We start from the raw sequence: 26496 nt of genomic DNA, 5'->3' as shown, positions 1-26496 counted from the left end.
TAATACCGGGTCGACCTTCATCAGTCATCCGCTATGTTCTTTCGACCTAAACATGCCGCGCCGTTCCTGCTGACCCTCGGGTTGCTGTCGGCTGGTGCTGCTCACGCGCAAACCCCGCTCACTGCGGCCACCGTCGGGGATTCGCTGACGCTGGAGTCTACCATCCGCACGGTGCTGGATGCCAACCCCAGTATCAACGCCCTGCAAGAGGAAGTAAACCAGGCCCAGGCCCGCCTGGCCGAAACGCGCACTTACCTGCGGCCGGTGGTAAACGGTACCGGCACGTACACCCGCATCGACCCGGTGGTGAAGCTGCCCTTCAACGGAGAGGTGCTGCAGTTTGCCCCCAACAATAACTACGACCTGCACGTGGCCGCGCAGTACACGCTGCTGGACCTGGGCCGCACCCGCGCCAACATCGACCTGTCGCAGAGCCGCATCGTGTCGGCCACGGACCAGATCAACGTGACCCGCCGCGACCTGGCCTTTGCCGCGGCGCAGAGCTACTACAGCATCCTGTTTGCCCGCGAAGCCATCCGGGTGCAGGACGCGCAGATTGCCTCCCTGCAGCAGCACCAGCGGGAAATGGAGAAGCGTGTGCAGGGCGGCGTCAGCACCAATTTCGACGTGACTACGACGAAGGTGCGCATCGCGCAGGCGCAGAACACCAAGATTGACCTGCAGAACCAGTTGCGCAACCAGGAGGTACAGCTGGCCCGCCTGCTGCACCGCCCCGAAAACGAGGTGACGCCCATTCGCGGCCGCTTCGAGTACAACCCGCAGGCCGTGGACGTCAACGCCGCCCTGGCCCGGGGCGCCGAAAACCGCCCCGAGGTGAAGCTGGCCAAGGACGCCGAGCAGACGGCCATTGCCCAGCAGCGCGTGGTGGAAACCAATAACCGCCCCTCGCTCAATGTGCTGGGCCAGGCCGGCGCCAAAAACGGCTACATCCTGCCCAACATCGAGCGGATGCGCTTCAACACGGTGCTCGGCGCACAGCTGAACGTGCCCATTTACGACGGCAACCGCAACAAAGTGCAGCGCGTGGGGGCTGAGTCGGCCGTGAAAGGCGCGCAAGCCCGCATCCAGGACACGCAGGAGCAAGTGCGCGCCGACGTGCAGCAGGCCGTGAACAACATGCAGTCGAGCACGGCCCGCTACGACAACTCGCAGGTGCAGATCGAGCAGGCCACCGACGCGCTGACCCGCGCCAAGGCCCGTTACCGCTACGGCGTGGGCAACAACCTCGACGTGCTCGACGCCGAAACGCAGCTGGCCCAGGCCCGCCTGGCCCGCCTGCAGGCCATCTACAACTACACACTGGGTCAGTACCAACTCCGCCGCGCCACCGGCGAGCAAATCTGGTAACATGCACCTGTCTAAGATTCTCTGCCCGCTGGATTTTTCGGCCGCCTCGGGGCCCCTGGTGGCCTATGCCGCCGCCCTGGCCGGTGCTACCGGTGCCGAGCTGTGCCTGCTGCACGTGCAGGAGCCGCAGCCCGTACTCAGCGACGCCGACCTGCCTGAGGCCGCGCTGGAATTGGCTCGTTATCAGCTCATCACCGAACAAGCCGGCGCCCCGCGCGTAACTACCCGGTTGCGGCAGGGAGAGGCCTCCTGCGAAATCACGCGCGAGGCGCGGGACGGGGGCTTTGACCTCATCGTCATCGGGTCGCACGGCCAGACGGGCCTCACACGCTTCCTGATGGGCAACACCGCTGAGCACGTCGTGCGCACCGCCCTGTGTGCCACGCTGCTCGTCAAACCGCAGGGCGACGCCGCGTACCGGCAGTCGGCCTGACGGCCGTAGCCAAGCCGGTCGGCGATTCACAAGACGCACCACCCGGCTTGCTGCTCAACCCCCTTATTACTCGACAAGACTTTTCACTCAACGCTCCGCATAGATAATGGCAACGCAAGAACCGGTGGTAGAACGCCAAATTTCGCAGCCTGGCGGCCCGGCCCAGCCCGCCGTTGACACCGCTTACGACGAGCCCGAAGGCCGCTCGAAGCGCCCGATTATTCTGATCATCCTGGCGCTGGTGCTCCTGGTAGGCGGCTACTTCGGCTACCAGCGCTACCAGTTTGGCCAAACCCACGAAGAAACCGACGACGCCCAGGTAGAAGGCGACGTGTACCCGGTACTGCCCCGCGTGGGCGGCCCCGTGCTGGAGGTAAAAGTGGACGACAACATGCCGGTGAAGAAGGGTGACGTGCTCGTGACCATCGACCCTGCTGACTACCAGCAGCGCGTAAATGCGGCTCAGGCCGCCCTGCTGGCTGCCCAGGCCAACGTGACGGCCGCCCGCGCCGCCGTAGGTACGGCTTCGGCCAACGTACGCACCGCTCAGGCCACCATTGGGGTGAGCGACGCCGCCCGCGCCCGCCTGCAGAAAGACCTGCAGCGCAGCGAGTTCCTGCGCAAGGAGGACATCATCCCGCAGAGCGAGTACGACGCGGTGCAGGCTAACCTGAAGTCGACCAGCGCCCAGCGTGCCACGGCCCAGGAGCAAGTATCGGTAGCCCGCCAGCAAGTGGCCGCCGCTCAGCAGCAGGTAGCCGTGGCCGAGGCCGTGGTGAAGCAGCGTCAGGCCGACCTCGACAACGCGCAGCTGCAGCTCAGCTACACTGCCATCAAGGCGCCGGCCGACGGCACGGTGAGCCGCAAGGGCGTGCAGCCCGGCCAGGTAGTATCGCCCGGTCAGCAGCTGTTCGGCATCGTGGCCAGCAGCCGCACCTGGGTTATTGCCAACTTCAAGGAAACCCAGCTGGAAAACATGCGCGTGGGCCAGAAGGTCAACGTGGAGGTGGACGCTTACCCGAACGAGGAGTTTGAGGGCCACATCGAGTCGCTCTCGCCCGCCACGGGTGCCCGCTTCGCCCTGCTGCCCCCCGACAACGCCTCCGGCAACTTCGTGAAAGTAACCCAGCGCGTGCCCGTGAAAATCGTGCTCGACAAAGTGGACGCTGAGCACCCGCTGCGCGCCGGCATGAGCGTGACGGCGACGGTGGCGACAAAGTAGTGAGTTTGTGAAATGGTGAAATAGTGAGTTTGACGTTCGAATGCGGCGCTTGCTATTTCACCACTTCCCTTATTTCCTCGCTCTTTTGCGGGCGGTTGCCAGTACGGAAACTAGCTCAACATATTCTTGTTGAAGGCTGTGCAGGCGCAGAGGTGATAAAATTCCAGCGTCACTGAGTAGCTCTAGCCAAAACAGAGTCTCATCGGCTTCTTCCACGCAAATGCAAAGCTTGGCGTACCACTCGGCACTAGAGCGGCCCCGACAGGCGGCTCGGAAATTGGCTGCTACTGAAGTGGAAGATCTGAGTAGTTGCTTGCCCAGTATGGTGGCTTCGCCAGTGCGCGGCAGTTGTTGATACAAACGAATTACACGTAGGGCGGCTTGTTTCGTGCGCGCTCGGTACGCTTCGTTGAACGATACGTTGGGGATAATATCCTCTTCCATAAGGTGAATAGCGTGTTTCTCTTACTCAAGTAAGAACATAAACTCACCATCTCACCATCTCTCCATTTCACCACATGGAAACCGGATTTACCAAGTGGATCATCGTCATTACGGTGGTGATGTGCTGCTTGCTGGAGCTCATTGATACCAGCATCGTGAACGTGGCCCTGACCCAGATGATGGGTAACCTCTCGGCCACGCAGCAGGAAGTCAGCTGGGTAGTAGCGTCCTACGCCATTGCCAACGTTATCGTGATTCCGATGACGGGCTTCCTGGCCGAGCAGTTCGGCCGCAAAAATTACTACCTGTTCTCGGTGATTCTGTTCACGCTGGCCTCCATGGCCTGCGGGCAGAGCACCAACATCTGGGAGCTGGTAGCCTTCCGCTTCATCCAGGGCGTGGGCGGCGGCGCGCTGATGGCCACTTCGCAGGCCATCCTCATCGACACTTTCCCGCCTCACCAATTGCCGTTGGGGCAGGCCTTGTTCGGCATGGGCGTTATTATCGGCCCCACCATCGGTCCCACGCTCGGCGGCTTCATCGTGGATAACTACGACTGGCCCTGGATTTTCTACGTGAACGTGCCGGTGGGCGTCATGGCCAGCATTTTTACGGCCACGTTTATCCGCGACCCGGAGCGCATCAAGAATGCCATCCGGCGGCCCATTGGCGAAATCGACTGGCTGGGCATTTTCCTGCTGGTACTGGGCGTGGGCTCCTTGCAATACGTGCTGGAGCAGGGCGAATCCAACGACTGGTTTGAGGATGAAATCATCCTGCTGTTCACGGCCCTGACCATCATCGGCATGGCGGGTTTCATCTGGCGCGAGCTGACGGCCAAAGCCCCCATCGTGGACCTGCGGGTCCTCGGCAAGAGCCGCAACTTGGCCGTGGGTGCCTTCCTCTCGTTTATCCTCGGGTTTGGTCTGTTCGCCTCGGTGTTCGTCTTCCCGATTTTCTGCCAGCGCATCCTCGGCTTCACGGCTGCCCAAACGGGCTACCTGCTGCTGCCTGGCGCCCTACTTACCGGCTTCATGATGCCCATGGTCGGCAAAATGATCCAAGGCGGGGTGTCGCAAAAGTTTATGCTGCCGGTGGGTTTCGTGGTGTTCTTCATCTTCTCGTACTGGATGAGCACGCAGATTTCGCCTACCGCCGGCGAGAGTGACTTTTTCTGGCCGCTGATGCTGCGCGGTTTTGGTCTGGCGCTGCTCTTCCTGCCCATCACCACCATGTCGTTGGCCGGCCTCAGCGGCAAGGATGCGGGCCAGGCCGCTGGTCTGACCGGCATGATTCGCCAGCTCGGCGGCTCGTTCGGGGTGGCCCTCATCGGTACCTTCCTGGAGCGCAAAACCATGCAGAACCGCGTGGGCCTGCTGCCCAACATCTCGATGTACGACCCCGAAACGCAGCAGCGCGTGCAGGGCCTGATTGCCAACTTCATGTCCAAAGGCGCCGATATGTTCCAGGCCCAGCGTCAGGCCTACGCCGCGCTGGAAGGCATGCTGATGAAGCAGACGGCCCTCATCACCTACTCGCAGACTTTCCTGATGATCGGGGCCTTCTTTATCCTCTGCATCCCGCTCATCTTCCTCATCAAGCGTCCCAAGCCCGGTGAGAAAGTCGACCTAAATGCGGCGCACTAAAGCCAGTTTGCGAGTTAATGAGTTAGGAAGTTTGTGAGTTGATGCGTTTGACCAACAAAAAGCCCCGGCCGTTTTCGGCCGGGGCTTTTTGTTGGTAGCTAGGCGAAGCTAGAGCGTCAGAACGACATAACTCTTAAACTCAATAGCTTCTCAAGTCTTAAGCTATTGATACTGAATATAGAGCGGCTTGGGCGTCAGCTCGGTCAGTACCTCGGTGGGCGTCATGATGTGGTGGGGCTTGGGGCGGCCGTCGTACTCGTAGAAGAGCTTGAAGCCCGTGTACTGCACCGGCTCGGCCTGGATGTAGTCGCGGTACGAATCCTTTTTCAGGACGGGGTTGCCGTGGCCGTCCATGTGCATGACCACCTGCACGCGCGGGTCCAGCTTGATGTTCTTGTAGTTGGTAATCATCTTCCGGGTGAAGCGGTGCACCGTCAGGACTTTCGGCGGCAGCTTGTTCTCGCTCACGAGGCGCGACAGGTAATTGATGGTCCAGTTCACGTCCTTGGCGTCGAGGGTGCCGATGCGCTGGTTGGGACGCACGCCCGGCATGGTAGCCAGCGAGAATTCCGGGTCGATGCCGAGGTGGACGTCGGGCTGCTTGAGGTACTGCTCCAGCTTGGGCACCTCCACTTGCAGGGTGCTGTGGCCGGGCTGCACGTCCAGGAACAGGATGCACTTATGCTCCCGGGCCCAGGAAATGACTTCTTCGATGGTGGCCTTGGAGTTCATCAGGCGCCACTTGCCGTCCTTGCCGGGCGTGCCCTGGGCCGTGATGGTTACGTTGTGCAGAGCGGCCTGCACGGGGATGCTCGGGTCGGCGGCCTGCCACTCCTTCAGCACGCCCGCAAACTTGCGGAACATCTGCTCCTTCGGCTCGCGGCCCAGGATGCCCATGCCCTTCGAGCGGATGTTGCCATAAAAGGCTACGATGCGGTGACCCGGCAGGAGGGCGCCCGGCAGCTGCCCGTTGACCTTGGCAATGGAGTCGGCCTTGAGCGAGTCGCGGCGCATGGCTTCCATTTTCAGCTTCACCGTGTCCACGACGGCGGCCTTGGCGGAGTCTGCCGAGGCAGTGGCGGTGCCCGACGCTTCATTGTCGGAGCGGCTGCCGCAGCCGGGCAGCAGCAAAGGGGCAAGAAGTAAGCCCAGGGCGGGCAGCAGTGGCGCGGCAACGCGCGAAAGAAGCGGAAAACGGGTCACTCGAAAGGGCTGAGAAGGCAGTAAACACCGTAAAGTTAGGGCATTTCGCCCGATTGCCGAGGTGCAATATTTCCAGAGGAGTAGACCAGCGTTGTTGGCATAAGCTTCTAAAACAGGCTGTTAAAGAGTTTTAATGCTGCTGCCGGCTATACCTGCTGCGGCTACGCCAGCGCTGTGAGCGGAAATCAAAACGGCCTGCCGGCATCAAGCCAACGGGCCGCTAAATGGCAGTCATAGAGGGTATTGTATAGGGTCAGGGGGTAAAACAAGCATCTGCCTGTAGACCTCAGTCGACAGGCAGATGCTTTAGAGTAATTACTTCGTAGCGAAGGAAATAGGCAGCGTATACGCTACCGCTACTGGGCGCCCGTTCTGCGTGCCCGGCTGCCAGCGACCGGATAGACTTTGTACGGCCTGCAAGGCGGCGGTATCCATCTGCTTGGCCAGAGCCTGCTGTTTTGCCGGTGCCTCGACGCCCTTATTCACCCGCAGGTCGCGCAGGGTGCCATCGGGCATTATCGTGAAGCCAATAAACACCTTGCCTTGGAGCCCGGCGGCCTTGGCCGCTTCCGGATACACCACCCGGCTGCCCAGGTCGCGCATGAGCTGCATCATGCCGCCCGGGTACTCAGGCATGCGTTCTACATAGGTGTACACGCGGTCGGCCGGGTCGTTGGCTGATTTGATCGGGGCGGGCGGGGGCGGCGGCGTAGCGGGTGCAGGAGGCGGCGGAGGGGGCGGGGGCGGCCCGAAGGCATTCATCTGCTCGCAGGCTACCAGGCCCAATAGGGCGCTGGCTACGGGCACAATGGCCCATTTGCGCCAAGCCCGGGTAAGCGGGAGGTGATGTAGCATGGCAATACGGTTAAGGGTTTGGGAAGTGGTAAAAGCATGGGCCAGAGTAGGCGCCGCCCACTGCTGCGTGGCCCGCCGGGCCAGCAGTCGGGCGTACCCGCTGGCTTGGCTGCCCGAGTGACGCAGGGCTGCAGCGTCGGCCAGATACTCGTGGGTGAGGAGCAGGGCCCGCAGGTAGAGGTACAGCAGCGGGTTAAACCACAGCGCTACCTGCCAGAGCTGCAGCCAAAGACGGTCGGCGGTGTGCCCCTGGCGGACGTGGGCCAGCTCGTGCTGTAACACCTGGGCAGCTTCGTCGGGCTGCAGGGCGGCGGTATCGTCCCAGAAGATGGTGCGGCCGAAGGAACTGGTGGGCAACTGCCCACCGGTGAGCCGCAGCGTGTACCCAGAGTGCGCGGTAGCGGGCAGTTGGCGCGCCTGCCACCACAGCCGGGCCAGCCGGCCGAGCACCACGGCCGCGCAGCCACCGGCGCCGCCCACGTAGGCCACCCATGCCCAGCTCAGCACCGCCGATTCGGGCAGCGCGGTGGCGCCCACGTGCAGTACCGGCAGTACTGCCGTGGGCACGCCTACCACCCGAACGGCCGCGGCTACCGGCCACCACTGCGCCCAGGGCAGCAAAGGCGACAGCGCGGCCAGCATGGGCGTGAGCAGCAGGAAGGCGCGGTTGTAGCCAAAGCAGGCTTCGCGCCGCAGCACCACGTAGTAGAACACCCAGCACGCGCCCAGGCACAGCGTGCTCTGCCACATCCAGTTAAGCAGGTTTGGCGTCGTCATCGGCAGGTTTGTCTAGGTCTTGCTGGGCGTAGCGCAGCAGTTCGTCGAGCTGCTGGGCATCGAGGTTTTCTTCCTTGGCGAAAAAGGACACCAAGCGGCTGAACGAGCCGCCGAAGTAGCCGCCGAGTAGCTTGCGCAGTGAGAAGCGGCGGTACTCATCCTGCCCCACCAGGGCGTGGTAGCGGTGGGTTCGGCCGAAGGCTTCGTGGCCCACGTAGCCTTTCTGCTCCAGGATGCGCACGATGGTCGACACGGTATTGTAAGCCGGCGTCGGCGCGGGCATATCCGGAAGCATGTCCTTCACGAAGGAGGGCCCCCGGCGCCAGAGCACCTGCATCACCTGCTCTTCGGCCCGGGTAAGTTCGGGGAGTTGTTGCATAGTCGATTGTTTGTCGGCTAAACGTATAACTAATTATTTAGTTAATCAACTAAAGATTTAATTTTAGCTACAGATGGGTTTGGCTTCTCGAAACCGGTGCCAAACCTCGACGTGTCAGGGCACGAGAGGTAGCAGCTGTCTTATAGGATTTTAGGGCTTGGGATGGAAATTTTTTGCGCTGGCCGGTGTTGAGGGAAGACCAATCCACCAAACCACTGCCCTGTGCTATTTCATAATTTTCCGCGCTCTGTTAAGCGCCTGACGTGGCTGCTCAGCACCATCCTGCTGGTGGCGCCCGGCGTGGGCTGCCAGAAAGAAGCCGCTACGCCCGCGGCATCGGCTGTCGAGCCTACCGCTGAGCCGCAGGCTTCGCGCCTGCTAAGCAGCACGCTCATCGGCGAGTACAATCAGCAGGCACTGGCGTCGCACGTAAGCACGGTGCCGCTGGCAGCGGTACTGGTGCGCTACCCCATTAAGGTGTACAAGCTCACCTACGCCACCAAAAACACCGACGGGCAAACCATTACCGCCTCCGGGGCGCTGCTGGTGCCGCAGGTACCGGCCGGGCAGCGCCTGCCGCTGCTGAGCTACCAGCACGGCACCATCAGCCCCAGCGCCGAAAACCGCGCGCCTTCCTACTACAGCTCCAGCAGCGAGGTGTACTCGGCCGTGTCGGTGCTGGCTTCCACGGGCTACATCGTGTCGGCGCCCGACTACATCGGTTATGGCGCGGCCAAGAACCACCCACACCCCTACGAGCACGCCGAGTCGCTGGCGTCGGCGTCGTTGGATATGCTGCGGGCGGCCCGCGAGTTTTGCCAGCAGCAGCAACTGGGGCTGAGTGGCAAAAACTTTCTGCTTGGTTACTCCGAGGGCGGCTACGCCACTATGGCCCTGCATCGCCTGATTGAGAAGGCGGCTACCAATGAGTTTACGGTGACGGCCAGCGCGCCCGGCGCCGGGGCCTACCACAAGTCGGCTTTTGCCAACTACATCCTGACCTCGACTCAGCCGCTGAGCTTCCTGAGCAGCTACGTGTGGGTGCTCGATACCTACAACCACGTCTATGGGCTGAACCGCCCCACGTCGTTCTACTTCAACGAGCCTTACGCCAGTCAGCTGCAGGCCAATCCGTTCAGCGACGTGCCGACCCAGGCGGCCCAGCTGTTTACCAGCGGCCTGCGCACGGGCGTCACCAGCGGCTCCGACTCGGCCCTGATCAAGACCTTCCTGGCCAACGACATCTACGACTGGAAGCCCACAGCCCCGGTCGCGCTGTTCCACGGCACCGCCGACGATTACGTGCCGTTCTTCAACTCGCAGGATGCCTACAACGCCATGCGGGCTCGCGGAGCCACGCAGGTAGAGCTGCACCCGATTCAGGGCGGCAACCACTTTACCTCGGCGGCCAACTACACGCTGGAGGCCTTTGCCTTCATCTCGCAGTACAATCAGTAAGCGGCTGCCCGTTGCTGACAAATGAAGCGCCCCGGTCGAGTTTTCGGCCGGGGCGCTTCGTTTGTCAGGCGGCTTGGTGGGTGGCGTTCGGAAGCAAGGCCTGCCGCAGCCAGTAGCCCGTCAGCTCGGCCAGGCCACCCACCAGGCCGCCGATGATGGCCGTCACCAGCACCAACAGCCAGCCGTGGCCGCCCAACGGCAGCAGCTCGGCTACCTGGTGGCTCAGGCGGCCATCGGCGCGCAGGTGCAGCCAGCCGGCCAGCAGCAGCCACGGTAACCCGACCCCCAGGAAACCGGCCAGAAAAGCCCGCCCGCCGGTGCGGGCCAGCACAAAGGCCAGTGCTCCGGCTATTACCGCGGCACTCCACCACGGCAAAAAGAGCTGCGCCAGCGCGGTCAGCAGGAGAGTGGCGAAGAAAAGCATCCAGGAACTGCGCATGACTTATTGGACAGTAAAAGTGATGGGCACCGTGTAGGAAACGCTGACCACGCGCCCGTTTTGCTTGCCGGGCTGCCAGGGCGGCATCTGGCTCACCACGCGCAGCGCCTCTTCGTCGCAGCCCGCGCCGATGCCTTTGGTGACCTGTACATCGGAAATATGCCCGTCGGGGCGGACGATGAAGTTCACGAACACCTTGCCTTCCACCTGCTCGCGCAAGGCGGCAGCCGGGTATTTCACGTGGCGGGTAAAGTATTGGAGCAGGCCTTCCATACCACCTGGCGGCTGAGGCATCTGCTCCACGTAGGTGTACACTTTGTCGTCCAGGGGCTGCTCGGCCGCCGCATTGGGCATGTTGTCCGGCGGCAAACCCGCCAGATCGGTAGGCTGTTGCGGGGGCTCGGCCGGCGGCGGTGGGGCGGCGGGCTGCTCGATGGGCTTGGGCGCTACCGGAGCCGGCTTAGGGTCCTGAAACAGCAGCTTATATCCGGCCAGCAGGGCAATGGCGCCCGCAAACAGCCAGATAAACAGCGTATCGGTGCGACGTGGGGCCTGGGGAGCGGAGTTCATGGCGGCTATTTGGTCTTGGCCGGCGCAAAATTGATGGGCAGGGAGTAGGCTACGCTGGCCACGGCACCGTTCTGCTTGGCCGGGCTCCAGCGCGGCATATCCCGCAGCACGCGCAGCGCCTCGGCGTCGGCGGCCGGCGACAAGCTGCGCGTTACGCGCAGGTCGGCGAGGCGGCCGCTGGGCATCACCACGAAGCGGACGAATACCTTGCCCGTGACGGCACCGGATTGGACCTCGGCCGGTAAGCGCAGGTGCTGGGCCAGGTAAGCTTCGAATGCTGCCAATCCACCGGGCGGCAGGGGCATCTGCTCCGCAAAGTCGTACACGCGGGTAGAGTCGTGCGGGCCGTTGCCCGTGGGTACGGGCGTATCGGCGGGGCGAAGCTGGACAGCTGCCGGCGCTTTTTTAGCCGGAGTGGGTTTCGTTTGGGCGCCGGCAAGGAAAGGCAGCAGGCCCAAGGCGGCAGTGAGCAGCCACGCGGATGGATAACGACGCATTGAAAAAGATAGAAACAGAAAAAAGTTACTTCGCTTGGTGGAGCTGCCAGGTAGCCTGAACCCGTGGGTGCGCCTGCGCGGCCGAAGTCAGGTAAATCAGCTCGTTAAGCTGACCCACGCGCCAGGTTTCCAGCAGGTCGTCATAATAGGCCGAGCCGGGGTTGCCGCTCTGCCCGCCCGGGAAGACGCCGTAGGCTTTGGGCTGCGGCCCCAGGGCCACCACCATGCGCCAGCTCGGCCCGTTGCGCTCCGTGGTAGCGTTGACGATGGCCGCCCCGCCGCCGCAGTCCACGTCCATGCGCCCGAAGCCGGGCAGGCGGGCCAAGTGCATGATGTCGGTGCTCTTCTGGTTGGCCCAATTCCAGTTGGAGCCCAGCGGACCGAATTTGCGCGTGAGTGAGTCGGTGGCAAACTGAAAAGCCTGCAGGGCCAGCTGCGGTAGCGTCTCGCGCTGCGGCGTGCGGCGGTCATCGATCCAGCGCGAGGTGTCCTCTTTGAGAATCAGGTTGTTGGTCCGGTCGCGGGGTGGGTAGCGCATTTCCAGCTGGGTGACTTTCGAGTTGAAGTCGTCTTCCCAGAGCCGCTCCACCAGTTGGTTGTACCACAGATCAAAGATGCTTGGGGCCGCCACGTGCGCGTCGTAGAAGTAGTTCCAGCGGCGCAGCTCGTCGTAGGCTTGGCGCTGGGCGGGCGTGAGCTGCGCGGGCTGCACCAGGGCCAGCAGGCGTGGCAGCATGAGCTGGGCGTTCAGGTTCAGGTTGTCGGTCTGCAGCCGGCGCAGGGAGTCGGGCGTGGCGCGCTGCATCTGCCCGAGGCGGGTATTGATGCGGTGGCCCCGCTCGTAGCTGGCGAAGTTCCAGCCGAGGTAGTAGGGGTAGTCGGGCCCGGCCGGAAACTGGTTGGCCGACGACACGAAGCCGCGCTCGGGGTTCTTCACGTGCGGGTTCTGCGTCTGCGGAATCCAGCCCTGCCAGTCGTGTGCGGGGTTGGAACCGTCCAGAATGAACTTGCCCTGGTCCGGCCACTTCAGCGGAAACTTGCCGTTGGGCCAGATGGCCACGTCGTTCTGGTTGGAGGCGAAGATGAAGTTCTGGGCCGGCGCGGCGTAAGTGCTCAGAGCCGCGGCGTAGTCTTGGTAATTCTGCGCCCGGTTGAGGCGGTAGAAGGTCAGCACCTCGTTGCCGCCCTCGTGGGCCGTCCAGCGCATGGCGTGCCGCACGGGCGTCTGGGCGTTGAAGGGCTTTTCGTCGTGGTCGTACACGATGGGGCCGTGGTGGGTGTAGAGTACCGTATCAAGGCGGTCGGGCAGCCCGCGCACTTTGATGCGCTCCACCACCCGGCGCACCGGCTTCCACTGGCCGGCGTGCCAATATTCGCGCTTGGTGTTGTCCTTGAATTTCAGCTGGTACCAGTCGAGCACGTCGCCGCCCACGTTGGTCACGCCCCAGGCCACGCTTTGGTTGAAGCCAATGATGATGGTGGGCGCACCGGGGATGGTGACGCCGTACACGTTCACACCCGGCGCTACCAGCTGCAGCTGATACCAGATGCTGGGCAGGTTCAGCTGCAGGTGCGGGTCGTTGGCCAGGATGGGCAGGCCCGAAGCCGTGCGGCTGCCACCCAACGCAAAGTTGTTGGAGCCCAGATCGGCGTCGGGTTCGTTCTGGGGTACCTTATCCGAGGCGCCCGCCGCAAATGCCGCCGGCACGGGCGGCACCGCCAGCGGCGTGTAGTCCAGCTTCGTCCCGACGGGCACAATGGGGTCTTCACGGGTGGGGTAATCCGGAAACAGGTCGCGCATCACGGCCGGGCCGTACTTGCCCAGGGCGTTCGATAGGCGCAAATCGTCGGAGCGGCCGCTCAGGTCCCAGGCCATCAGCTGCAGCAGCAGGGCGCATTTCAGCGGCTTCCACGGCTCGGGAGCGTAGTTCAGCAGCTTGTACTCCAGTGGGTAGTCGCGCGGGCTCAGCGCACCGATGTAGGCGTTGACGCCGGCCGTGTAGGCCTCCAGCACCGTGCGCGTGGTCGGTTCGCTCATCATCACGGCCAAGGACTTCTCGGCCCCGTGCGGCAAACCCATGCGGCGCTGAAACCGGTCGTACTCCAGGGCCCGCGCCCCCACGATTTCGGAGATGCGCCCGGCCGCCACGTGGGTCTGAAACTCCATCTGCCAGAGTCGGTCGCGGGCCGTGAAGTAGCCCTGCGCAAAGTACAGGTCGTGGTCGTTCTGGGCGAAGATGTGCGGCACGCGGTGGTCGTCGAAGCGCACCGTCACGGCTTGCTGCAGGCCGGGGAGCTTCAGCGTCTGCTCGCTGGCCAAGTCATCGGGCGCTTCGCCGTTGCGCCAGAAGCCTTCGAAGGGACTCAAAAACTTGCCGAAGGCCGGGATTTCGCCGTGGTTGGTGTTGAGCAACCACACCAGGGCGCTGGTAATCAGGAGGGCCAACACGGCCCGGAGGTAACGCAGCATAGCGGAAGGCGAGGAAATAGGGGCTCAACATCCGACAAAAAAACGCGCCGCGCAAACCGGGGACGGCGGGCGCGGCGCGTAAGGGCTGCTCGGGGCAGCGGCGTTATTGAGCGGCAGCTTTGCCTGAGGGCAGAAACACGCTCAGGCCTAGGCGCACGTCGAGGCTGCCCTTGGGCCGGTACACCGGGCCTGCTTCGCCGGAGCGCCGGTAGCCGGCCGTTACCTCCAGCGCCGCCGTCGGGGCTAGGAAGTAGTTGTAACCCAGGCCCACGTTGTAGCTGCCCACGTTGTCGTGGGTGGTGTAAGGGGTGCCTTCTTGGCCGTTGCTGCTTGTCACGTCGCGGTAGGAATACCAGGTAGTGGACGCCCCCGCATGGGCAAATACGCGGTGCTTGTTCTGCCCGAGGAAGTAGTAGCGCACAAACGGCGAAATGCCAGCGCCAAACGTGCGGCTCCGGAAGCTCGTCGGAAACATGGTGCCGATCCGCTCGCTACGCTCGCGGTTGTAGAACAGCTCTACGCCCGTGCCCAGAACGAAGTTATCAGCCACAAACCAGCCCACCGAGGGGTATGCTGCGGCCGCGAGCGAGGTATTTTTGGCGTCTTGGCGCTGGTAGTTCAGGTCGCCTACAGAAATGCCGATGAGCTTGGCCCCGCGTTCGGTTTGCGCCAGGGCGGGCACCGTCAGGCCGATGGCCAGCAAAGAGAGAAGATAACGTTTCATGCAGCAGCGTCGCACTTAGAATAGCGGGGGAGGGTCGGCCGTACCCGGACCTTACACCCCGGGAATGAATTATTGAGCCGTGGTACCCGAAGGCAAGAAAACGGTGAAGCCGACGCGCACTTTGAGGGCGTTGTCGCTGCGCTGCTCCCAGTAATAGGGGTAGGGCCCACCGGCGTTGTACTCGCTGCGGCCGCGGTAGTACCCCACCGAGGCTTCCAGGGCAGCGTTGGGCGTCAGGAAATAGTTGTAGCCGAGGGCGCCGTGCCAGCCGATACTGTTCTGGCTACCTTTCTGGCCGTAATCCGGCTGGCCCGGCGAAGACGTGTTGTAGCGCATTTGGCGGCGGGAGAAGTCGACCCCAGCCTCGGCAAACAGCCGGTGCTTGCCCTGCCCGATAAAGTAGTAACGCGCAAACGGGGCAATGCCGTACTCTACTTCCCGCTGCGTAGCGGACGAGAGTCTGTACTGCGAGCTGGTGCGGTCGTACCCCAGGTTAAGGGTGGCGCCCAGCGCCAGGTTGTCGACCACGAACCGGCCCACCGACGGGTAAAGCGCGGCGGAAAAGTAGTTATTGCCCTTGCTCTCGTGGCTGTAGTTAAGGTTGCCCGTCGACAGGCCAATCATCGTCGTGCCGCGCTCCGTCTGGGCCAGCGCCGGTAGGGCAAGGGCCGTAGCGGTCAGTAAGAGAAAGAGTTTTTTCATAGGGGAGGACGGTAAAAATAGGTGCCCGGCCAGGTAAGCGGCGGGTGCCCCCGTCACTGAGTAAGAGAAGCTGGCCGTAGCAAAGGTTGCAACCGGCCCGGAGCCGCAGACCAGGGGTGAGTCATCGGAAAGGAGTGACTGCGCAGCAAAGCAACTGCGCACCGCTCATCGGTATTGTGCCGCGGCCATTCAGCGCACAAAAAAGCCGCTCCGGATGGGTACCCGAAGCGGCTCAGAAAGTTCGTTGGGAGCTTAGGCTACAGGTTTTCGGCCTGACGCACCAGGCCGTTGATGCCCCGGTTCTGCAGGCGCTGCCATACGTCGTCGGCTTCGGCGCGCGGCAGGCGCTGGCCCACAATCACGCGGTTCAGCGCACGGCCATTGACGTTGTCCTGGCGTACGGCCACGGCCAGCTGGGCATCCAGGGCTTTGATCTGCGCGGCCAGAGCCTCGGCGTTGCGCAGCTCGCCAAAGGTGCCGGCCTGCACCACGTAGGTGGCTTCGGGCTCGGGCGTGGTGTCGGTTACGGCAATATCGGTGGGTTCGGGTTCCGGTACTTGTACCGTGCCCGCGACGGGACCCAGGGGCGTGTCGTCGGATACTACTTCGGCCACTACCCCGACGGCGCCCATGCGCACGATGTCCAGCGGACGGGCGGCCACTTCGGCCAGGTCCAGGATGCGCTGGTGGCGGTACGGGCCGCGGTCGGTGACCTGCACCACCACGGCTTTGCCGGTTTCGGGGTTGGAAACGCGCAGCTTGGTGCCGAAGGGCAGGGTCTTGTGCGCGCAGGTGTATTTGTTGCGGTCGAAGCGGGAGCCGTTGCTGGTGCGGTGGCCCTGGTGCTCCCGGCCGTACCAGGAGGCGCGGCCGCGCATGACAGTGCTTTTGGCAGCGGTGGCGTTGGGCGTATCGTCGGCGAAGGAGGACAACGAAGTGGCGACCAGCAGCAGGGCCGTCAGCCACGTCATCAGCAAGCCCGAGAGGTTCTGTCGTTGGTTAAACTTCATTCAGTCTCTGCTATGGTGAACAAGCCAAAACTATTGGCCTCTCCGAAATACAATCCAAATACAGTCGGGCTGTAAGCTAGGGAAAATTCTGAAAATTGTGCTTTGTCTGGAAAATTTGCATTAGGCCTTAGTGTGAGTGGGCTCCGAAATCACCTATTGTGTTTACTTTATGGTGATTTTGGATTCTAAATAGAGAAAAAGCGCTAAACCACGGAAATAAGATTATCCGCCGTCGAAAAAAAGCTCGGCCGGTGCTCCGCCTTTTGTCCAAATGCTGGTTGCGCAGGTTGAAAATTTTGCGTATGGGACTAGCAGCCGCCCCGGCGGGGTTTGCGTAGGTTTGCCCTATGGACTTCGGCCGACTTCCGGACGTGCGCGGCATCAGCTTCACGCTGCCGCCCGACCACCCCGACACTACCACCCTGCTAGTCCGCTCCGGTCCGGCCCCGGCGCCCGCCGGTATCTGGGTGGGCTGCCCCACCTGGATCAACAAAGCCTGGCTGGGCTCATGGTACCCGCTGGGCCTGCGCGAAGACCAGCAGCTGAATTACTACGGACGGCAGTTCAACTCCCTGGAAGTCAATGTGACGCACTATCGCATTCCCGATGCGGAGATGGTGCGGCGCTGGCGGGCGGCCGTGCCCGCGCACTTCCGTTTCTGCCCTAAAGTGCCGCAGAGCATCAGCCACGACCGGGAGCTGTACAACGCCGATGACCTGACCAACAGCTTCTGCCGCGCCCTCGAAAACTTGGGCGAGCAGCTTGGTATGGCTTTCCTGCAGATGGGCCCCAACTTCGCTCCGCCGCAACTGACGCGCCTGGAGCGCTACCTGCTCGACTGGCCAGCCCACCTGCCCTTGGCCGTGGAGCTGCGCCACCCCGCTTGGTACCACGACCCGGTGCTGCTGGCCGAAACCGGTGCTCTGCTCGAAGCCCTCGGCAAAACCTGGGTTATCAGCGACGTGGCCGGCCGCCGCGACGTGCTGCACCAGCGCCTGACCACGCCCGTGGCCTTTATCCGCTTCAACGGCCACGCCCTGCATCGCTCCGATTACCTGCGTGCCGATGCCTGGGCCGAGCGGCTGGCGGCTTGGCTGAATGAAGGCTTGCGCGAGGTATACTTCTTTGTCCATCAGCGCGATGTGAACGACGCGCCCACCTGGGCTCAGTACTTTCTGCAGCGGCTCAGCAAGCTCACCAGCCGCGAGCTGCCCGCCCCGCAACTGGTGGTGCAGCCGGTGCAGGGCAAGCTCTTCTGAGCCGCTGAACCGGCAGCAATAATAGCCCAGCCGCCCGGGCAGCAAAACGCGTATGTTGCTAGTCCGTTTTGCCCTGCCGCTTATGCCCTCGTTTGTTACACTCGCGCTGCGCCGCTGGTCCGCTATGTTATTGTTGGGCGCTGCGCTGCCGCAGGCGCGGGCCCAGGCACCCGTAGCCGCCGACCAAGCCCACTGCCTGCTGCTGCCACTCGACCCCGTCGTGCGCGCCCGCGCCGCCGCGCTGGTGGTGGAGGGCGAGGTGCTCAGCCAGCAGGGCTTCTGGGACGCGGCGCACCGGCGCATCTACACCGCCAGCACGGTGCAAGTTTACAAGCTGCTGAAGGGCCAGTGGCGCGCCGGGCAGCAGCTGACGGTCATCACCGAGGGCGGCACAGTGGGTGAGGAGCGGCAAACGCTGACCAATACCCTTACGCTGGCGCCCGGGGCGCAGGGCTTGTTCTTTCTGATGCCGTCGGCTTTCCAGGACCTGGGCCAAGTCGGCTGGACGCCCTACGCCAGCGAGCAGGGCTTCGTGCGCTACGACTTGAGCGTGGGCACTGCCGCCGAGCCTTTCCGCCAGTACCCGCGCCTCGACAACACGTTTTACCAGGCTCAGGCCGGGCTCACGGGGCAGGCGCTGCAGGAACTGGCACCGAACTCCCGCTTGCTCAGCGCCGTGGCGCGGCAACAGGGCACGGCTGCGCGTGGCAATGCTCCCCTCATTAGCAGCCTGGCGCCGACGCAGGTAACGGCCGGCACCAACACGGTGCTGACCATCTCGGGCTCCGGGTTTGGGGCCGCGCCGGGCAGCGTAGCCTTTCGCAACGCCGATGACGGCGGCAGCACTTTCACTACCGCCCTGGGCAGCGACATCGTGAGCTGGAGCGACACCCGCGTGCAGGTGCGGGTGCCCTCGTACACCGCCGACGGCCACCCGGCCGGCACTGGCAACGTGCGCGTGACCACGGCCGACCAGCTGATTGCTACCAGCCTGCAAAGCATTGCGGTGCTCTTTGCCGTTACCAACGTGCAGGAGACCAACTCCGGGCAGGTGTACCAGCCCGTGCACATCAACCAAGACGGCCGCGGTGGCTACACCTTCCGGCCCGACCCCGGCATTGCCCAGAACGCGGCGGCGTTGGCTGCGTTTGGACGGGCCCTGAACAGCTGGCGCTGCCAGACCTTTATGAACTGGCGGTTGGGCAGCACCCGCACCGCCCGCGGCATTGCCTCCGACGACGTCAACGCCCTGGAATTCGACCAGGCGGGCGAGCTGCCCGTGAACGTGCTGGGGCGCACCACCAGCTACTACGTGGGCTGCCGCGCCGCCGATGGTACCGTTCGCTTCTGGGCCAAGGAAATCGACATGCAGTTCGACGACGGCGTGAACTGGCAATTCGGGCCGGGGCTGCCCTCCGCGACGCAGTTTGACTTCGAAACCGTGGTGCTGCACGAGTTGGGCCACGCGCAGCAACTCTCCCACGTCATTGCACCGGGGCTGGCCGTGATGCACTACGCCATCGGGCGGGCGCAGGTCAACCGGACGCTGGACAGCGGCCGCGACATTCAGGGCGGGCACTTGGTGCTGGAACGCAGCGTGCAGCCCGGTACCTGTGGCCCGGCCCCGTTGCAGCCGGCTCCGCTCGATGCCGCCGCCGTGGCCCGCGGAGGCAGCGGTAACGTGGTAATCAGTTGGAACACTATCAGCGAATGCAACCTGGCCGGCTTTGGGGTGGAGCGCAGCACTGACCAGGTAACCTGGACCACTTTAGGCCAGCTACCCAGCCAAAATTCCACGGGCTCGGGTTATTCTTACCAGGATCCGCAGCCCCCGGTGGGGTTGGTGTATTACCGCTTGCGCGTGCGCCACAGCTTGAGCACCGCGGCGCAGAACAGGGACCTGGTTACGGCGCCTATTGCAGCGCGGGCGCAGGCCGGCGCCGTTTTTTCCTTGTTCCCGAACCCTGTGCGCGACAACCTGGTGCAAGTGGAGTTCGACGCTCCTACGCAGGGTAATATGGTCGTGCGCGTGTTCGACGCCATCGGGCGCTACTACGGCGGGCAGCAGATAACGGTGCCGCAGGCCGGCATTAATACGCTGAGTATTCCACTGCCCACGTTGCGCGCCGGTTGGTATCTGCTGCGCTGGACGGCGGGCACTCAGCAGGGTTCGGTGCCCTTCCTGGTAGTGGAGTAGAGGCTGCGGAAGGTCACGATGGGAGGGCCAAAGCCGGATGAGCCGTCACCATTCGGCGGCTCGACGCGTACTTTGACCGCGGCTGCTTCGTTTGGGGTGTGCCTCCTTTTCCCGTTTGCATGAGTAGCCTTCGTCTGCATCTGTGGCCTTTGCTGGCCCTGGTTCTGTTGTGTTCCTTGCCTGCCGCCGCGCAGAAATACCGCACAGCCCTTGGGGTGCGGCTGGGCAGCGACAACTACGGCGTCACGGTCCAGCAGCGCATTTTTGAGAAAACCACCCTGGAGGGCATTGCCATCATCCGCTCGCGCGAAGTGACAGGCACGGTGCTGGCCGAGCGGCACTTCGGCCTGCTCGGGCCCAGCCTGAACTACTACTTCGGCCTCGGCGGCCACGTGGGCGGCCACAAGGACTACGGCACCGTCGGCGGCTTCGACGGGCTGGTGGGGTTGGAGTGGAAACTGCCCATCACGCGCCTCGTCGTGGCGGCCGACTTCAAGCCCAGCGTGGAGTTCAACAACGACGACTGGTTCCGCTTCCCCACGGCGGTATCCTTGCGCTACGTGCTGATCAAGGAAAAAGAAAAGCCCTTCATGGGCGGCCTCTTCGGCGGCGACAAGGACAAGGAACGCAGCAAAAAGAAGTCGAAAACCAAAACCGACAACAGCCGCAAACCGCGGCTGCTGGACAGCATCTTCGGTTCCTAAGCTGTCGGTCAGCAGGGCGTCGTGGCGATGAATGCCTGACTGACTAGCTGTTCAGCGTTAGCCTTAGGCGGTACACGTAGCCTGGTTCCATTCCTCTTAAACACGCAGCCCCGCACCGGCAGAGACCGGTGCGGGGCTGATACAATGAGAAAGCGCAGGCGCCTAGCTCTTGCTGACGCGGCCGCTGCCGGCCACGTGCGAGGTCACGCGCGGCGAACCGGCGTAGTACACGTTGCCCGAGCCGCTGATGCGCGCGTCGAGGGTCTGGGCCACGTTCACGCGGCAGTTGCCCGAGCCGCTGAGCCGGGCCTCGCAGGTTTTGGCCGCCAGCTCGCCGGCCTCGATGCGGCCCGAGCCGCTGATGCCCGCGTTCAGGCTGGTGGTGCTACCGCTGAGCTTCAGGCTGCCCGAGCCGGAGACGTTGGCCTCGATGCTTTCGGCCGTAAGCGGGGCCCGCAGCTGCCCGGAACCACTCACCGCCACTTGCACGCTGCCGCCGCGCAGCATCTGGTCGGCGTGCAGCTGGCCCGAGCCGCTCACGGCCAGCGCCTCAATGCTGGGCATGGTCACGTACACCTTTACCGAGCCCTTAAAGCCGCGCCAGTTGTTCCAGTTCTTTTGCACCGTGCCTACGGTCAGGCGGCCGTTTTCCACCGTGGTTGTCAGCTCTTTCAGGTCCTCGGCGCTTCCACTCACCTCCACTTTCTGGGTGCTGCCCTGCACCAGGATTACCTCGGCCGAGGTAGCCAGGGTCAGTTTGCTGAAAGCTGCTACTTGCCGCACCTCGCGCCCATCGGCGGCTACGGCCTTGGTGGGCATCCCGGCCGGGCGGAAAGCGGGGAGGGTGGCTAGCAGAACCAGCGGCAGGGCAAGGTGGGGGAGGAAACGAGCTTTCATGGCATTGAACGTTTGTGGGTTGTAGTATTCAATATAGCAGATGTATATCACTTGCCGGCCGTTGCCCGTCACCGCCAATATTCTTCAGCAAGCGGGCCAGCCGCAGCTGCCCAGCGGCGGCCGTTTACTGCCGTAGTTCCGCTCTCGTATAGCCGTCGTTATGCCCGCTCCGCTGCTGCTACTGCTCAATTTTGCGCTCAGCGCTTACCTCACCGGGGTTATCTGGACGGTGCAGCTCGTGCATTACCCCGGTTTCGCGCTGGTGCCCGCGGCCGAATTCGGGGCTTATCACCGGGCGCATACTGCCCGCATCAGCTGGGTGGTGATGGCGCCGATGGTGCTGGAGTTGCTGCTGGCCGGCTGGTGGGCCTGGGTGGCGCCGTCGGCCGCCGCGTGGTGGGCGCTGGGGCTGGTGCTGGTTATCTGGGCCGTGACGTTCTTTGTGTCGGTGCCGCTGCACAACCGGCTGGCCTCTGACGGTGCTGCCTACGCTACCGTATACGGGCTGGTGCGCACCAACTGGCTTCGTACCCTGGCCTGGACTGCTCGCTGCGGGCTTCTGGGCTGGGTGTTGGCGCAGCACCTGCTTGCCCGCTGATTCACTTACCTGATCCTTCGCTCATGCTTCCGCCCCTCAATGCTTTTCTGCCCGAACTTCAGTTTCAGACCGCGCGCAGCAGCGGACCGGGCGGGCAGAACGTGAACAAAGTGGAGAGCAAGGTGGAGGTGCGCTTTCGCGTAGCGGATTCGGCCCTGCTCACCGACGAGCAGAAGCAGCGGCTGCAGGAAAAGCTGGCCTCGCGCCTCACCACCGAGGGCGACCTGATTGTGACCTCGCAGGAAGACCGCAGCCAAAGCCGTAACAAGGAGCTGGCCCTGCAGAAATTCTACGAGGTGCTAACCAAAGCCCTGCACCGACCCAAAGCCCGTCGGGCCACCAAGCCCAGCGCCGGGGCCGTGCGCAAACGCCTCGAAAGCAAAAAGAAGAACAGCGAGAAGAAAGCCAACCGCCGCTTCGATGGCTAAATAGTCAACTGACTGATTGCTCAACCAACAGACCACCACAAAAGAAAAAAGACCCTTCCCTTACAGAGAAAGCCTTTTTTGTATAGCCTGCCCAAAACAGGTCAGTATGCTTTAGTCATTCCTTACAGAAGCGTGCCCGACAGCACCGCCGTAGCCACGGAAAAGTAGATGATCAGCCCGGTCACGTCCACCAGCGTGGCCACGAAGGGCGCCGAGGCCGTGGCCGGGTCCAGGCCGAGGCGCTTGAGCAGCATCGGCAGCATGGCCCCCGAGAGGGCGCCCCACAGCACGATGCCCAGCAACGAAATGCCCACCGTCACGGCAATCAGCTGCCAGTACTGCCCGAAGTAGCCCGGGTCGATGACCGTGGCCCAGAGCACGATGCGTAGCGAACCTACTACGCCCAGGATGGTACCTAGCAGAAGCCCGGACATGATTTCGCGCCGCATCACCATCCACCAGTCGCCCAGGGTGAACTCGCCCAGCGACATGGCGCGGATGATCAGCGAAGTGGCCTGCGAACCAGCGTTGCCACCCGCCGAGATGATCAGCGGGATGAACAGCCCGAGCACGGCCGCGCGCTGCAGGTCGTCCTCGAAGTGGTGCATGGCCGAGGTGGTGAGCATCTCGCCCAGCAGCAGAATCACCAGCCAGCCGGCGCGCTTGCGCACCATCTGCCAGATGCTGGTGGCCAGGTACGGCTCATCGAGGGCCTCCGAGCCGCCCAGCTTTTGGATATCCTCGGTGTCTTCTTCCTCGCGGATGGCCAAGATGTCGTCGATGGTCACGATGCCGAAGAGCACGCCTTCCTCGTTGACCACCGGCAAGGCCGTGCGGTCGTTGCGGCGAAACACGTCGATGACTTCTTCCTGGTCCTGCATGGCCCGCAGGCGCACGAAGCGGCGGTCCATCAGGTCGTGCACGTGCTGGGTGGGCTGAGCGAAGAGGAACTCGCGGATGCGGATGTCGTCGATGAGCACGCCGCGGTCGTCGATGACGTACACCACGCTCACCGTCTCGGAGCCGCGGCCGTGCTCCCGGATGTAGTCGAATACCTGCTGCACCGTCCACTCCTCGCGCACGGCGATGTAGTCGGGCGTCATCAGGCGGCCCACCGAGTATTCGGGGTAGCCCAGCAGCTCCAGCGTCACGCGCCGCTCCTTCTCCGACAAAGTCTGAATCAGCTCCCGCACCAGGTCGTCGGGCAGAAACTCCAGCAGGGCCGTGCGGTCGTCCGGCGACATCTCGTTCAGGATGTCGGCAATCTTCTCCTGCGAGAGGCTTTCGAGGAAGTGCCGCTGCACCTCCAAGTCCAGAAACTCGAATACCTCGGTGGCGCGCTTGAGCGGCAGCAGCCGGAAAATAATCAGCTGCTCGTGCTCCTCCCGCTCCTCGATTAGCTCCACCAGCTCCGGCGTGTCAAGACTTCGCAATAGCTTCTTGAGGCGAAACAAGTCGCGCTGTTCGAGCAGGTCCGGAATTTGGGCCAGGGCCAGTTGCTGTTGCGTTGTCATAACTGCGGCAAGAAGGTGTTTCGCTAGGCAAAACGGAGTTTGGTGAAACGGCGCGCAAAAGTACCCGAAGCGCCGAAAATTTCCGACCCTGAAACCATCATTTTCCCCAGAAAATTTCCCTCTGAGCGGTTCCGCTGTTGTTGAGCTGTAAGTAAGCAGTAAGTGCTTGTTTGCAAGCCGGTTGGTGCTGTCGCGGCCGGCGGGCTTCGTGTCCGCTTATGCGTCCCAGCGCGGCCAGGAATAGGGCCCATCTTTGTGCTGCGCCGCCTGCCATCGGGCTTTGCTCACCCGGCCCACCCTTCGCAGCGGTGGTGCGGGCTGCGGGCCGCGCGTGCCACAAGGCCCGGCTCAACCATAGCCTTATTGGGCGAGTACACGTAGTTTTGGCCGTCGCGGGGCCTTTCTGCTCCCTGGCGCTAACGCCTGTTGCCTATGCCTTCAGCCCGTACGTTGCCCAAAGGAACCGCCATGCTTCTCGGCGGCGGCGACGACGACCCGCTGCTCTCGTTGCTGGGCGAAACGCTGCCCGCCGGCGCCCGCGTGGAAATCGTGACCACGGCCGCGCCCAAGCACCCGGTGAAAACCGGGCAAGCCTACGTGGCCGCCGTGGCCGAATTTGGTGACCTGCAGGGCCACCATCTGCGCGTCGACGAGCGGTTTCCCGGCCACCTGCCCGCCACCCTGCGCCGGCTCGAAGAAGCCGATGCCGTAATCTTCACCGGCGGCGACCAGGAGCGCATCACCGAGCACTGGCTGAACACGCCTGCCCTGGAGGTGCTGCGCCGACGCTTTTACCAGGATCCGCACTTCATCGTGGCGGGCACCTCGGCCGGGGCGTCCATGGTGTCAAGCTGCATGATTGTGGCCGGCTACGGGGCCCGTTCGCTCACCAAGGGCGGCATGCACACGGCGCCCGGCTTGAGCCTGCTGCCGCGCGTCATCATCGACCAGCACTTTGCCGAGCGCGGCCGCTTCAATCGGCTGGCCCACGCCGTGTTTCAGCACCCGGCTTCCCTAGGCTTGGGGCTGGGGCAGGAAACGGGCGTCGTCATCCGGGCCGGGCGCGAGGCCGAGGTATTCGGCGACGGGGTGGTGATGGTGGTCGACGGCCGGCAGTTGCGCAACGATAACCTCGGGCGCATCGGACGGGGCGAGCCAGTGGCGGGCGAAAACCTGCGCGTGCACCTGCTGGTAGCCGGCCAGCGGCTGGATATGCGCACGCGGCGGGTGCTGGCCGCGGAATCCATCGGAAACCCCGACATTCGCCGGTGAACGGCTTTTCGGCATCAGTTTCTGCGCGCAATCTGTCAGCTTGTTCCACGTTATTTGCGCCAAGTAGTAATTACTCACTCCCACGAGCAAAATACTCGGCATGCCGCATTGTTAGTTCGTGGTTTCCCCCCTACATTTAGCTCACACAACCCCTTTTCCCTTTTTTTCTCGGGTATGAACCTAAAACATCTACTTCTCGCCGGGGGTGCTCTGCTGGGCGCCACGGCCGCACAGGCCGGCGGTTTCCAGGTCACGCTGGCTGGGCAGAAGAACAACGGCATGGGTGGCGTAGGCACGGGCCTGGCGCTGGACCAAGCTTCCATGTTCTACAACCCCGGTGCGCTGGCTATGGTGCGCGAGCGAGGCGTGCAGATCGGCGTGAATGCCACGATGGCTCGCCAGGCATTCCGTTCGCAGTACGGCGGCGCAGAGCGCCAACTCGACAATACCACCACCACCCCGTTTAACCTGTACGCAGGCTTTGGGCCGGCCGAGGGCAAGTGGAAGGCGGGTATTGCGGTATACACGCCCTTCGGCTCGAAGCTCGACTACGCCGACGGATGGGAAGGCCGTACGTCGCTGACCAGCATCGACCTGACATCCGTTTTCGTGCAGCCCACGGTGAGCTACGCCATTACCGACAACCTGAGCATCGGTGGCGGCTTGGTCGCTCTGGCGTACGGGGCCGTCAACCTGCAGCGCGACATTCAGGACCCGGCCGGTGGCCACATCGAGCTAGATGGCACCACCGACGTGAAATACGGCTGGAATGCCGGTATCTTCTTTAAGCCCAGCGACAAGCTGAGCTTTGGCATCAGCCACCGCTCCAAGGTAGACGCCACCGTGAAAGGCGGCGACGCAACCATCACGGGCGTCACTCCATCGCTGCAGAGCCGCTTTCAGGCCACCAAGTTTGACGTGACGCTGCCGCTGCCCGCCACCACGACCATTGGTATTGGTCTCATGCCCACGGAAAAGCTGACCCTCGGCCTGGACGTGAACTTCGCTACCTGGAGCCGCTACCAGAACCTGACCTTCAACTTCAACGCGCCCATCAACGGCTCGACGGTAAGCTCTTCGCGCCGCGAGTACCAGGACGCACTGACCTTCCGCCTCGGCGGCCAGTACAAGGTGACTGATGCCCTGACCGTACGTGCCGGCGGTAGCTACGACCAGTCGCCGGTGAAAGACGGCTTCCTGACTCCCGAGACGCCGGACAATGACCGCTACGGCGCTACGGCCGGGGTGAGCTACAAGATTGGTGAGCATTTTGGCGTCGACGTTTCGGCCCAATTCCTCACCGTTAAGAAGCGCACGCAGACCTACGAAGAATTGGTGAACAACGGCACGGCCAACGACCGCATTGCCGGGACCTACAAAACCAACATCGTCATCCCCGGCATCGGGCTGAACTATACCTTCTAATTCCT

Annotated in this window: 25 protein-coding genes; 12 read left to right on the top strand and 13 right to left on the bottom strand. The window is 63.3% G+C overall.

Annotated elements, in window-relative coordinates:
- Positions 1-33 precede the first annotated feature (33 nt).
- From B0919_RS01705 to B0919_RS01695, 3 genes are all read left to right on the top strand, one after another.
- Complete coding sequence (locus B0919_RS01705; protein ID WP_078010459.1) at positions 34-1368, top strand: TolC family protein; 1335 nt, start codon at positions 34-36, stop codon at positions 1366-1368.
- Position 1369: 1 nt separating this feature from the next.
- Complete coding sequence (locus B0919_RS01700) at positions 1370-1801, top strand: universal stress protein (protein ID WP_078010458.1); 432 nt, start codon at positions 1370-1372, stop codon at positions 1799-1801.
- Positions 1802-1907: 106 nt separating this feature from the next.
- A complete protein-coding gene (locus B0919_RS01695) occupies positions 1908-3023 on the top strand; it encodes an HlyD family secretion protein (RefSeq protein WP_078010457.1) in 1116 nt (371 codons plus the stop codon).
- A 69-nt stretch (positions 3024-3092) separates the two neighbouring features.
- Here the strand turns inward: B0919_RS01695 and B0919_RS01690 are convergent, their stop codons facing one another.
- Positions 3093-3467, bottom strand: a complete 375-nt coding sequence (locus B0919_RS01690) for a four helix bundle protein (protein WP_078010456.1) — start codon at positions 3465-3467, stop codon at positions 3093-3095.
- A 74-nt stretch (positions 3468-3541) separates the two neighbouring features.
- Here B0919_RS01690 and B0919_RS01685 point away from each other — a divergent pair, with 74 nt between their 5' ends.
- Complete coding sequence (locus tag B0919_RS01685; RefSeq protein ID WP_078010455.1) at positions 3542-5113, top strand: DHA2 family efflux MFS transporter permease subunit; 1572 nt, start codon at positions 3542-3544, stop codon at positions 5111-5113.
- Positions 5114-5275: 162 nt separating this feature from the next.
- Here B0919_RS01685 and B0919_RS01680 read toward each other — a convergent pair whose 3' ends face one another.
- The 3 genes from B0919_RS01680 to B0919_RS01670 all read right to left on the bottom strand — a co-directional run bounded on the left by B0919_RS01680 (position 5276) and on the right by B0919_RS01670 (position 8327).
- Entirely contained in the window at positions 5276-6316 is a 1041-nt protein-coding gene (locus tag B0919_RS01680; protein WP_078010454.1) for a hypothetical protein, read from the bottom strand.
- Between the two features lie 315 nt (positions 6317-6631).
- Positions 6632-7948 (bottom strand): M56 family metallopeptidase, encoded by a 1317-nt coding sequence (locus tag B0919_RS01675; RefSeq protein ID WP_078010453.1) that lies wholly within the window; start codon positions 7946-7948, stop codon positions 6632-6634.
- Positions 7926-8327, bottom strand: a complete 402-nt coding sequence (locus B0919_RS01670) for a BlaI/MecI/CopY family transcriptional regulator (protein WP_078010452.1) — start codon at positions 8325-8327, stop codon at positions 7926-7928. Before B0919_RS01670 ends, B0919_RS01675 begins: the two co-directional genes overlap by 23 nt.
- 222 nt (positions 8328-8549) lie before the next feature.
- Between B0919_RS01670 and B0919_RS01665 the strand changes: the two genes are divergently transcribed.
- A complete protein-coding gene (locus tag B0919_RS01665) occupies positions 8550-9785 on the top strand; it encodes an alpha/beta hydrolase family protein (protein ID WP_078010451.1) in 1236 nt (411 codons plus the stop codon).
- Between the two features lie 64 nt (positions 9786-9849).
- Here B0919_RS01665 and B0919_RS01660 read toward each other — a convergent pair whose 3' ends face one another.
- The 7 genes from B0919_RS01660 to B0919_RS01630 form a co-directional block, all read right to left on the bottom strand.
- Positions 9850-10224 carry a hypothetical protein gene (locus B0919_RS01660; protein WP_078010450.1) on the bottom strand — a complete coding sequence of 125 codons (375 nt, stop codon included), beginning with the start codon at positions 10222-10224 and terminating at the stop codon, positions 9850-9852.
- 3 nt (positions 10225-10227) lie between these two features.
- Positions 10228-10794, bottom strand: a complete 567-nt coding sequence (locus B0919_RS01655) for an energy transducer TonB (RefSeq protein WP_078010449.1) — start codon at positions 10792-10794, stop codon at positions 10228-10230.
- A gap of 5 nt (positions 10795-10799) precedes the next feature.
- Positions 10800-11291, bottom strand: coding sequence for an energy transducer TonB (locus tag B0919_RS01650; RefSeq protein WP_078010448.1), 492 nt, complete (start codon positions 11289-11291; stop codon positions 10800-10802).
- Between the two features lie 25 nt (positions 11292-11316).
- A complete protein-coding gene (locus B0919_RS01645; RefSeq protein WP_078010447.1) occupies positions 11317-13761 on the bottom strand; it encodes a penicillin acylase family protein in 2445 nt (814 codons plus the stop codon).
- A 103-nt stretch (positions 13762-13864) separates the two neighbouring features.
- Positions 13865-14485, bottom strand: coding sequence for an outer membrane beta-barrel protein (locus B0919_RS01640; protein ID WP_078010446.1), 621 nt, complete (start codon positions 14483-14485; stop codon positions 13865-13867).
- A 69-nt stretch (positions 14486-14554) separates the two neighbouring features.
- Complete coding sequence (locus tag B0919_RS01635) at positions 14555-15187, bottom strand: outer membrane beta-barrel protein (protein WP_078010445.1); 633 nt, start codon at positions 15185-15187, stop codon at positions 14555-14557.
- 257 nt (positions 15188-15444) lie between these two features.
- Positions 15445-16197, bottom strand: a complete 753-nt coding sequence (locus tag B0919_RS01630; protein WP_078010444.1) for a septal ring lytic transglycosylase RlpA family protein — start codon at positions 16195-16197, stop codon at positions 15445-15447.
- 347 nt (positions 16198-16544) lie between these two features.
- On the opposite strand from B0919_RS01630, the gene B0919_RS01625 reads away from it, so the two are divergent.
- From B0919_RS01625 to B0919_RS01615, 3 genes are all read left to right on the top strand, one after another.
- Positions 16545-17456, top strand: coding sequence for a DUF72 domain-containing protein (locus B0919_RS01625; protein ID WP_078010443.1), 912 nt, complete (start codon positions 16545-16547; stop codon positions 17454-17456).
- Positions 17457-17538: 82 nt separating this feature from the next.
- A complete protein-coding gene (locus B0919_RS01620; RefSeq protein ID WP_176132802.1) occupies positions 17539-19653 on the top strand; it encodes an IPT/TIG domain-containing protein in 2115 nt (704 codons plus the stop codon).
- A gap of 119 nt (positions 19654-19772) precedes the next feature.
- The gene (locus B0919_RS01615) at positions 19773-20357 is read left to right on the top strand and encodes a hypothetical protein (RefSeq protein ID WP_139361832.1); all 585 of its coding nucleotides are present in this window, start codon (positions 19773-19775) and stop codon (positions 20355-20357) included.
- A gap of 162 nt (positions 20358-20519) precedes the next feature.
- On the opposite strand, the gene B0919_RS01610 is transcribed toward B0919_RS01615, so the two are convergent.
- Entirely contained in the window at positions 20520-21254 is a 735-nt protein-coding gene (locus B0919_RS01610; RefSeq protein ID WP_139361831.1) for a head GIN domain-containing protein, read from the bottom strand.
- Positions 21255-21414: 160 nt separating this feature from the next.
- On the opposite strand from B0919_RS01610, the gene B0919_RS01605 reads away from it, so the two are divergent.
- Together B0919_RS01605 and arfB are read left to right on the top strand one after the other, a co-directional pair.
- The gene (locus B0919_RS01605) at positions 21415-21852 is read left to right on the top strand and encodes a hypothetical protein (RefSeq protein WP_078010439.1); all 438 of its coding nucleotides are present in this window, start codon (positions 21415-21417) and stop codon (positions 21850-21852) included.
- Positions 21853-21875: 23 nt separating this feature from the next.
- Positions 21876-22280, top strand: coding sequence for an alternative ribosome rescue aminoacyl-tRNA hydrolase ArfB (gene arfB, locus B0919_RS01600; RefSeq protein ID WP_078010438.1), 405 nt, complete (start codon positions 21876-21878; stop codon positions 22278-22280).
- Positions 22281-22402: 122 nt separating this feature from the next.
- Here arfB and mgtE read toward each other — a convergent pair whose 3' ends face one another.
- Positions 22403-23794 (bottom strand): magnesium transporter, encoded by a 1392-nt coding sequence (gene mgtE, locus B0919_RS01595; RefSeq protein WP_078010437.1) that lies wholly within the window; start codon positions 23792-23794, stop codon positions 22403-22405.
- Positions 23795-24226: 432 nt separating this feature from the next.
- On the opposite strand from mgtE, the gene B0919_RS01590 reads away from it, so the two are divergent.
- Both B0919_RS01590 and B0919_RS01585 read left to right on the top strand, forming a co-directional pair.
- The gene (locus tag B0919_RS01590; RefSeq protein ID WP_078010436.1) at positions 24227-25066 is read left to right on the top strand and encodes a cyanophycinase; all 840 of its coding nucleotides are present in this window, start codon (positions 24227-24229) and stop codon (positions 25064-25066) included.
- Between the two features lie 174 nt (positions 25067-25240).
- Positions 25241-26491, top strand: a complete 1251-nt coding sequence (locus B0919_RS01585) for an OmpP1/FadL family transporter (protein ID WP_078010435.1) — start codon at positions 25241-25243, stop codon at positions 26489-26491.
- The last annotated feature ends 5 nt before the right edge of the window (positions 26492-26496 follow it).

It is taken from the genome of Hymenobacter sp. CRA2 (assembly GCF_002007105.1).
In the GTDB taxonomy this organism is placed as follows: domain Bacteria; phylum Bacteroidota; class Bacteroidia; order Cytophagales; family Hymenobacteraceae; genus Solirubrum.
Note: the sequence above shows the minus strand (reverse complement) of the source record. Positions and strands in the feature narration are given on the sequence as shown.

Bases quoted from the DNA above. Each gene is read 5' to 3' on its own strand.
- B0919_RS01705 (WP_078010459.1), top strand. From the start codon at position 34: ATGTTCTTTCGACCTAAACATGCCGCGCCGTTCCTGCTGACCCTCGGG.
- B0919_RS01700 (WP_078010458.1), top strand. From the start codon at position 1,370: ATGCACCTGTCTAAGATTCTCTGCCCGCTGGATTTTTCGGCCGCCTCG.
- B0919_RS01695 (WP_078010457.1), top strand. From the start codon at position 1,908: ATGGCAACGCAAGAACCGGTGGTAGAACGCCAAATTTCGCAGCCTGGC.
- B0919_RS01690 (WP_078010456.1), bottom strand. From the start codon at position 3,467: ATGGAAGAGGATATTATCCCCAACGTATCGTTCAACGAAGCGTACCGA.
- B0919_RS01685 (WP_078010455.1), top strand. From the start codon at position 3,542: ATGGAAACCGGATTTACCAAGTGGATCATCGTCATTACGGTGGTGATG.
- B0919_RS01675 (WP_078010453.1), bottom strand. From the start codon at position 7,948: ATGACGACGCCAAACCTGCTTAACTGGATGTGGCAGAGCACGCTGTGC.
- B0919_RS01670 (WP_078010452.1), bottom strand. From the start codon at position 8,327: ATGCAACAACTCCCCGAACTTACCCGGGCCGAAGAGCAGGTGATGCAG.
- B0919_RS01660 (WP_078010450.1), bottom strand. From the start codon at position 10,224: ATGCGCAGTTCCTGGATGCTTTTCTTCGCCACTCTCCTGCTGACCGCG.
- B0919_RS01655 (WP_078010449.1), bottom strand. From the start codon at position 10,794: ATGAACTCCGCTCCCCAGGCCCCACGTCGCACCGATACGCTGTTTATC.
- B0919_RS01650 (WP_078010448.1), bottom strand. From the start codon at position 11,291: ATGCGTCGTTATCCATCCGCGTGGCTGCTCACTGCCGCCTTGGGCCTG.
- B0919_RS01645 (WP_078010447.1), bottom strand. From the start codon at position 13,761: ATGCTGCGTTACCTCCGGGCCGTGTTGGCCCTCCTGATTACCAGCGCC.
- B0919_RS01640 (WP_078010446.1), bottom strand. From the start codon at position 14,485: ATGAAACGTTATCTTCTCTCTTTGCTGGCCATCGGCCTGACGGTGCCC.
- B0919_RS01635 (WP_078010445.1), bottom strand. From the start codon at position 15,187: ATGAAAAAACTCTTTCTCTTACTGACCGCTACGGCCCTTGCCCTACCG.
- B0919_RS01630 (WP_078010444.1), bottom strand. From the start codon at position 16,197: ATGAAGTTTAACCAACGACAGAACCTCTCGGGCTTGCTGATGACGTGG.
- B0919_RS01625 (WP_078010443.1), top strand. From the start codon at position 16,545: ATGGACTTCGGCCGACTTCCGGACGTGCGCGGCATCAGCTTCACGCTG.
- B0919_RS01620 (WP_176132802.1), top strand. From the start codon at position 17,539: ATGCCCTCGTTTGTTACACTCGCGCTGCGCCGCTGGTCCGCTATGTTA.
- B0919_RS01615 (WP_139361832.1), top strand. From the start codon at position 19,773: ATGAGTAGCCTTCGTCTGCATCTGTGGCCTTTGCTGGCCCTGGTTCTG.
- B0919_RS01610 (WP_139361831.1), bottom strand. From the start codon at position 21,254: ATGAAAGCTCGTTTCCTCCCCCACCTTGCCCTGCCGCTGGTTCTGCTA.
- B0919_RS01605 (WP_078010439.1), top strand. From the start codon at position 21,415: ATGCCCGCTCCGCTGCTGCTACTGCTCAATTTTGCGCTCAGCGCTTAC.
- arfB (WP_078010438.1), top strand. From the start codon at position 21,876: ATGCTTCCGCCCCTCAATGCTTTTCTGCCCGAACTTCAGTTTCAGACC.
- mgtE (WP_078010437.1), bottom strand. From the start codon at position 23,794: ATGACAACGCAACAGCAACTGGCCCTGGCCCAAATTCCGGACCTGCTC.
- B0919_RS01590 (WP_078010436.1), top strand. From the start codon at position 24,227: ATGCCTTCAGCCCGTACGTTGCCCAAAGGAACCGCCATGCTTCTCGGC.
- B0919_RS01585 (WP_078010435.1), top strand. From the start codon at position 25,241: ATGAACCTAAAACATCTACTTCTCGCCGGGGGTGCTCTGCTGGGCGCC.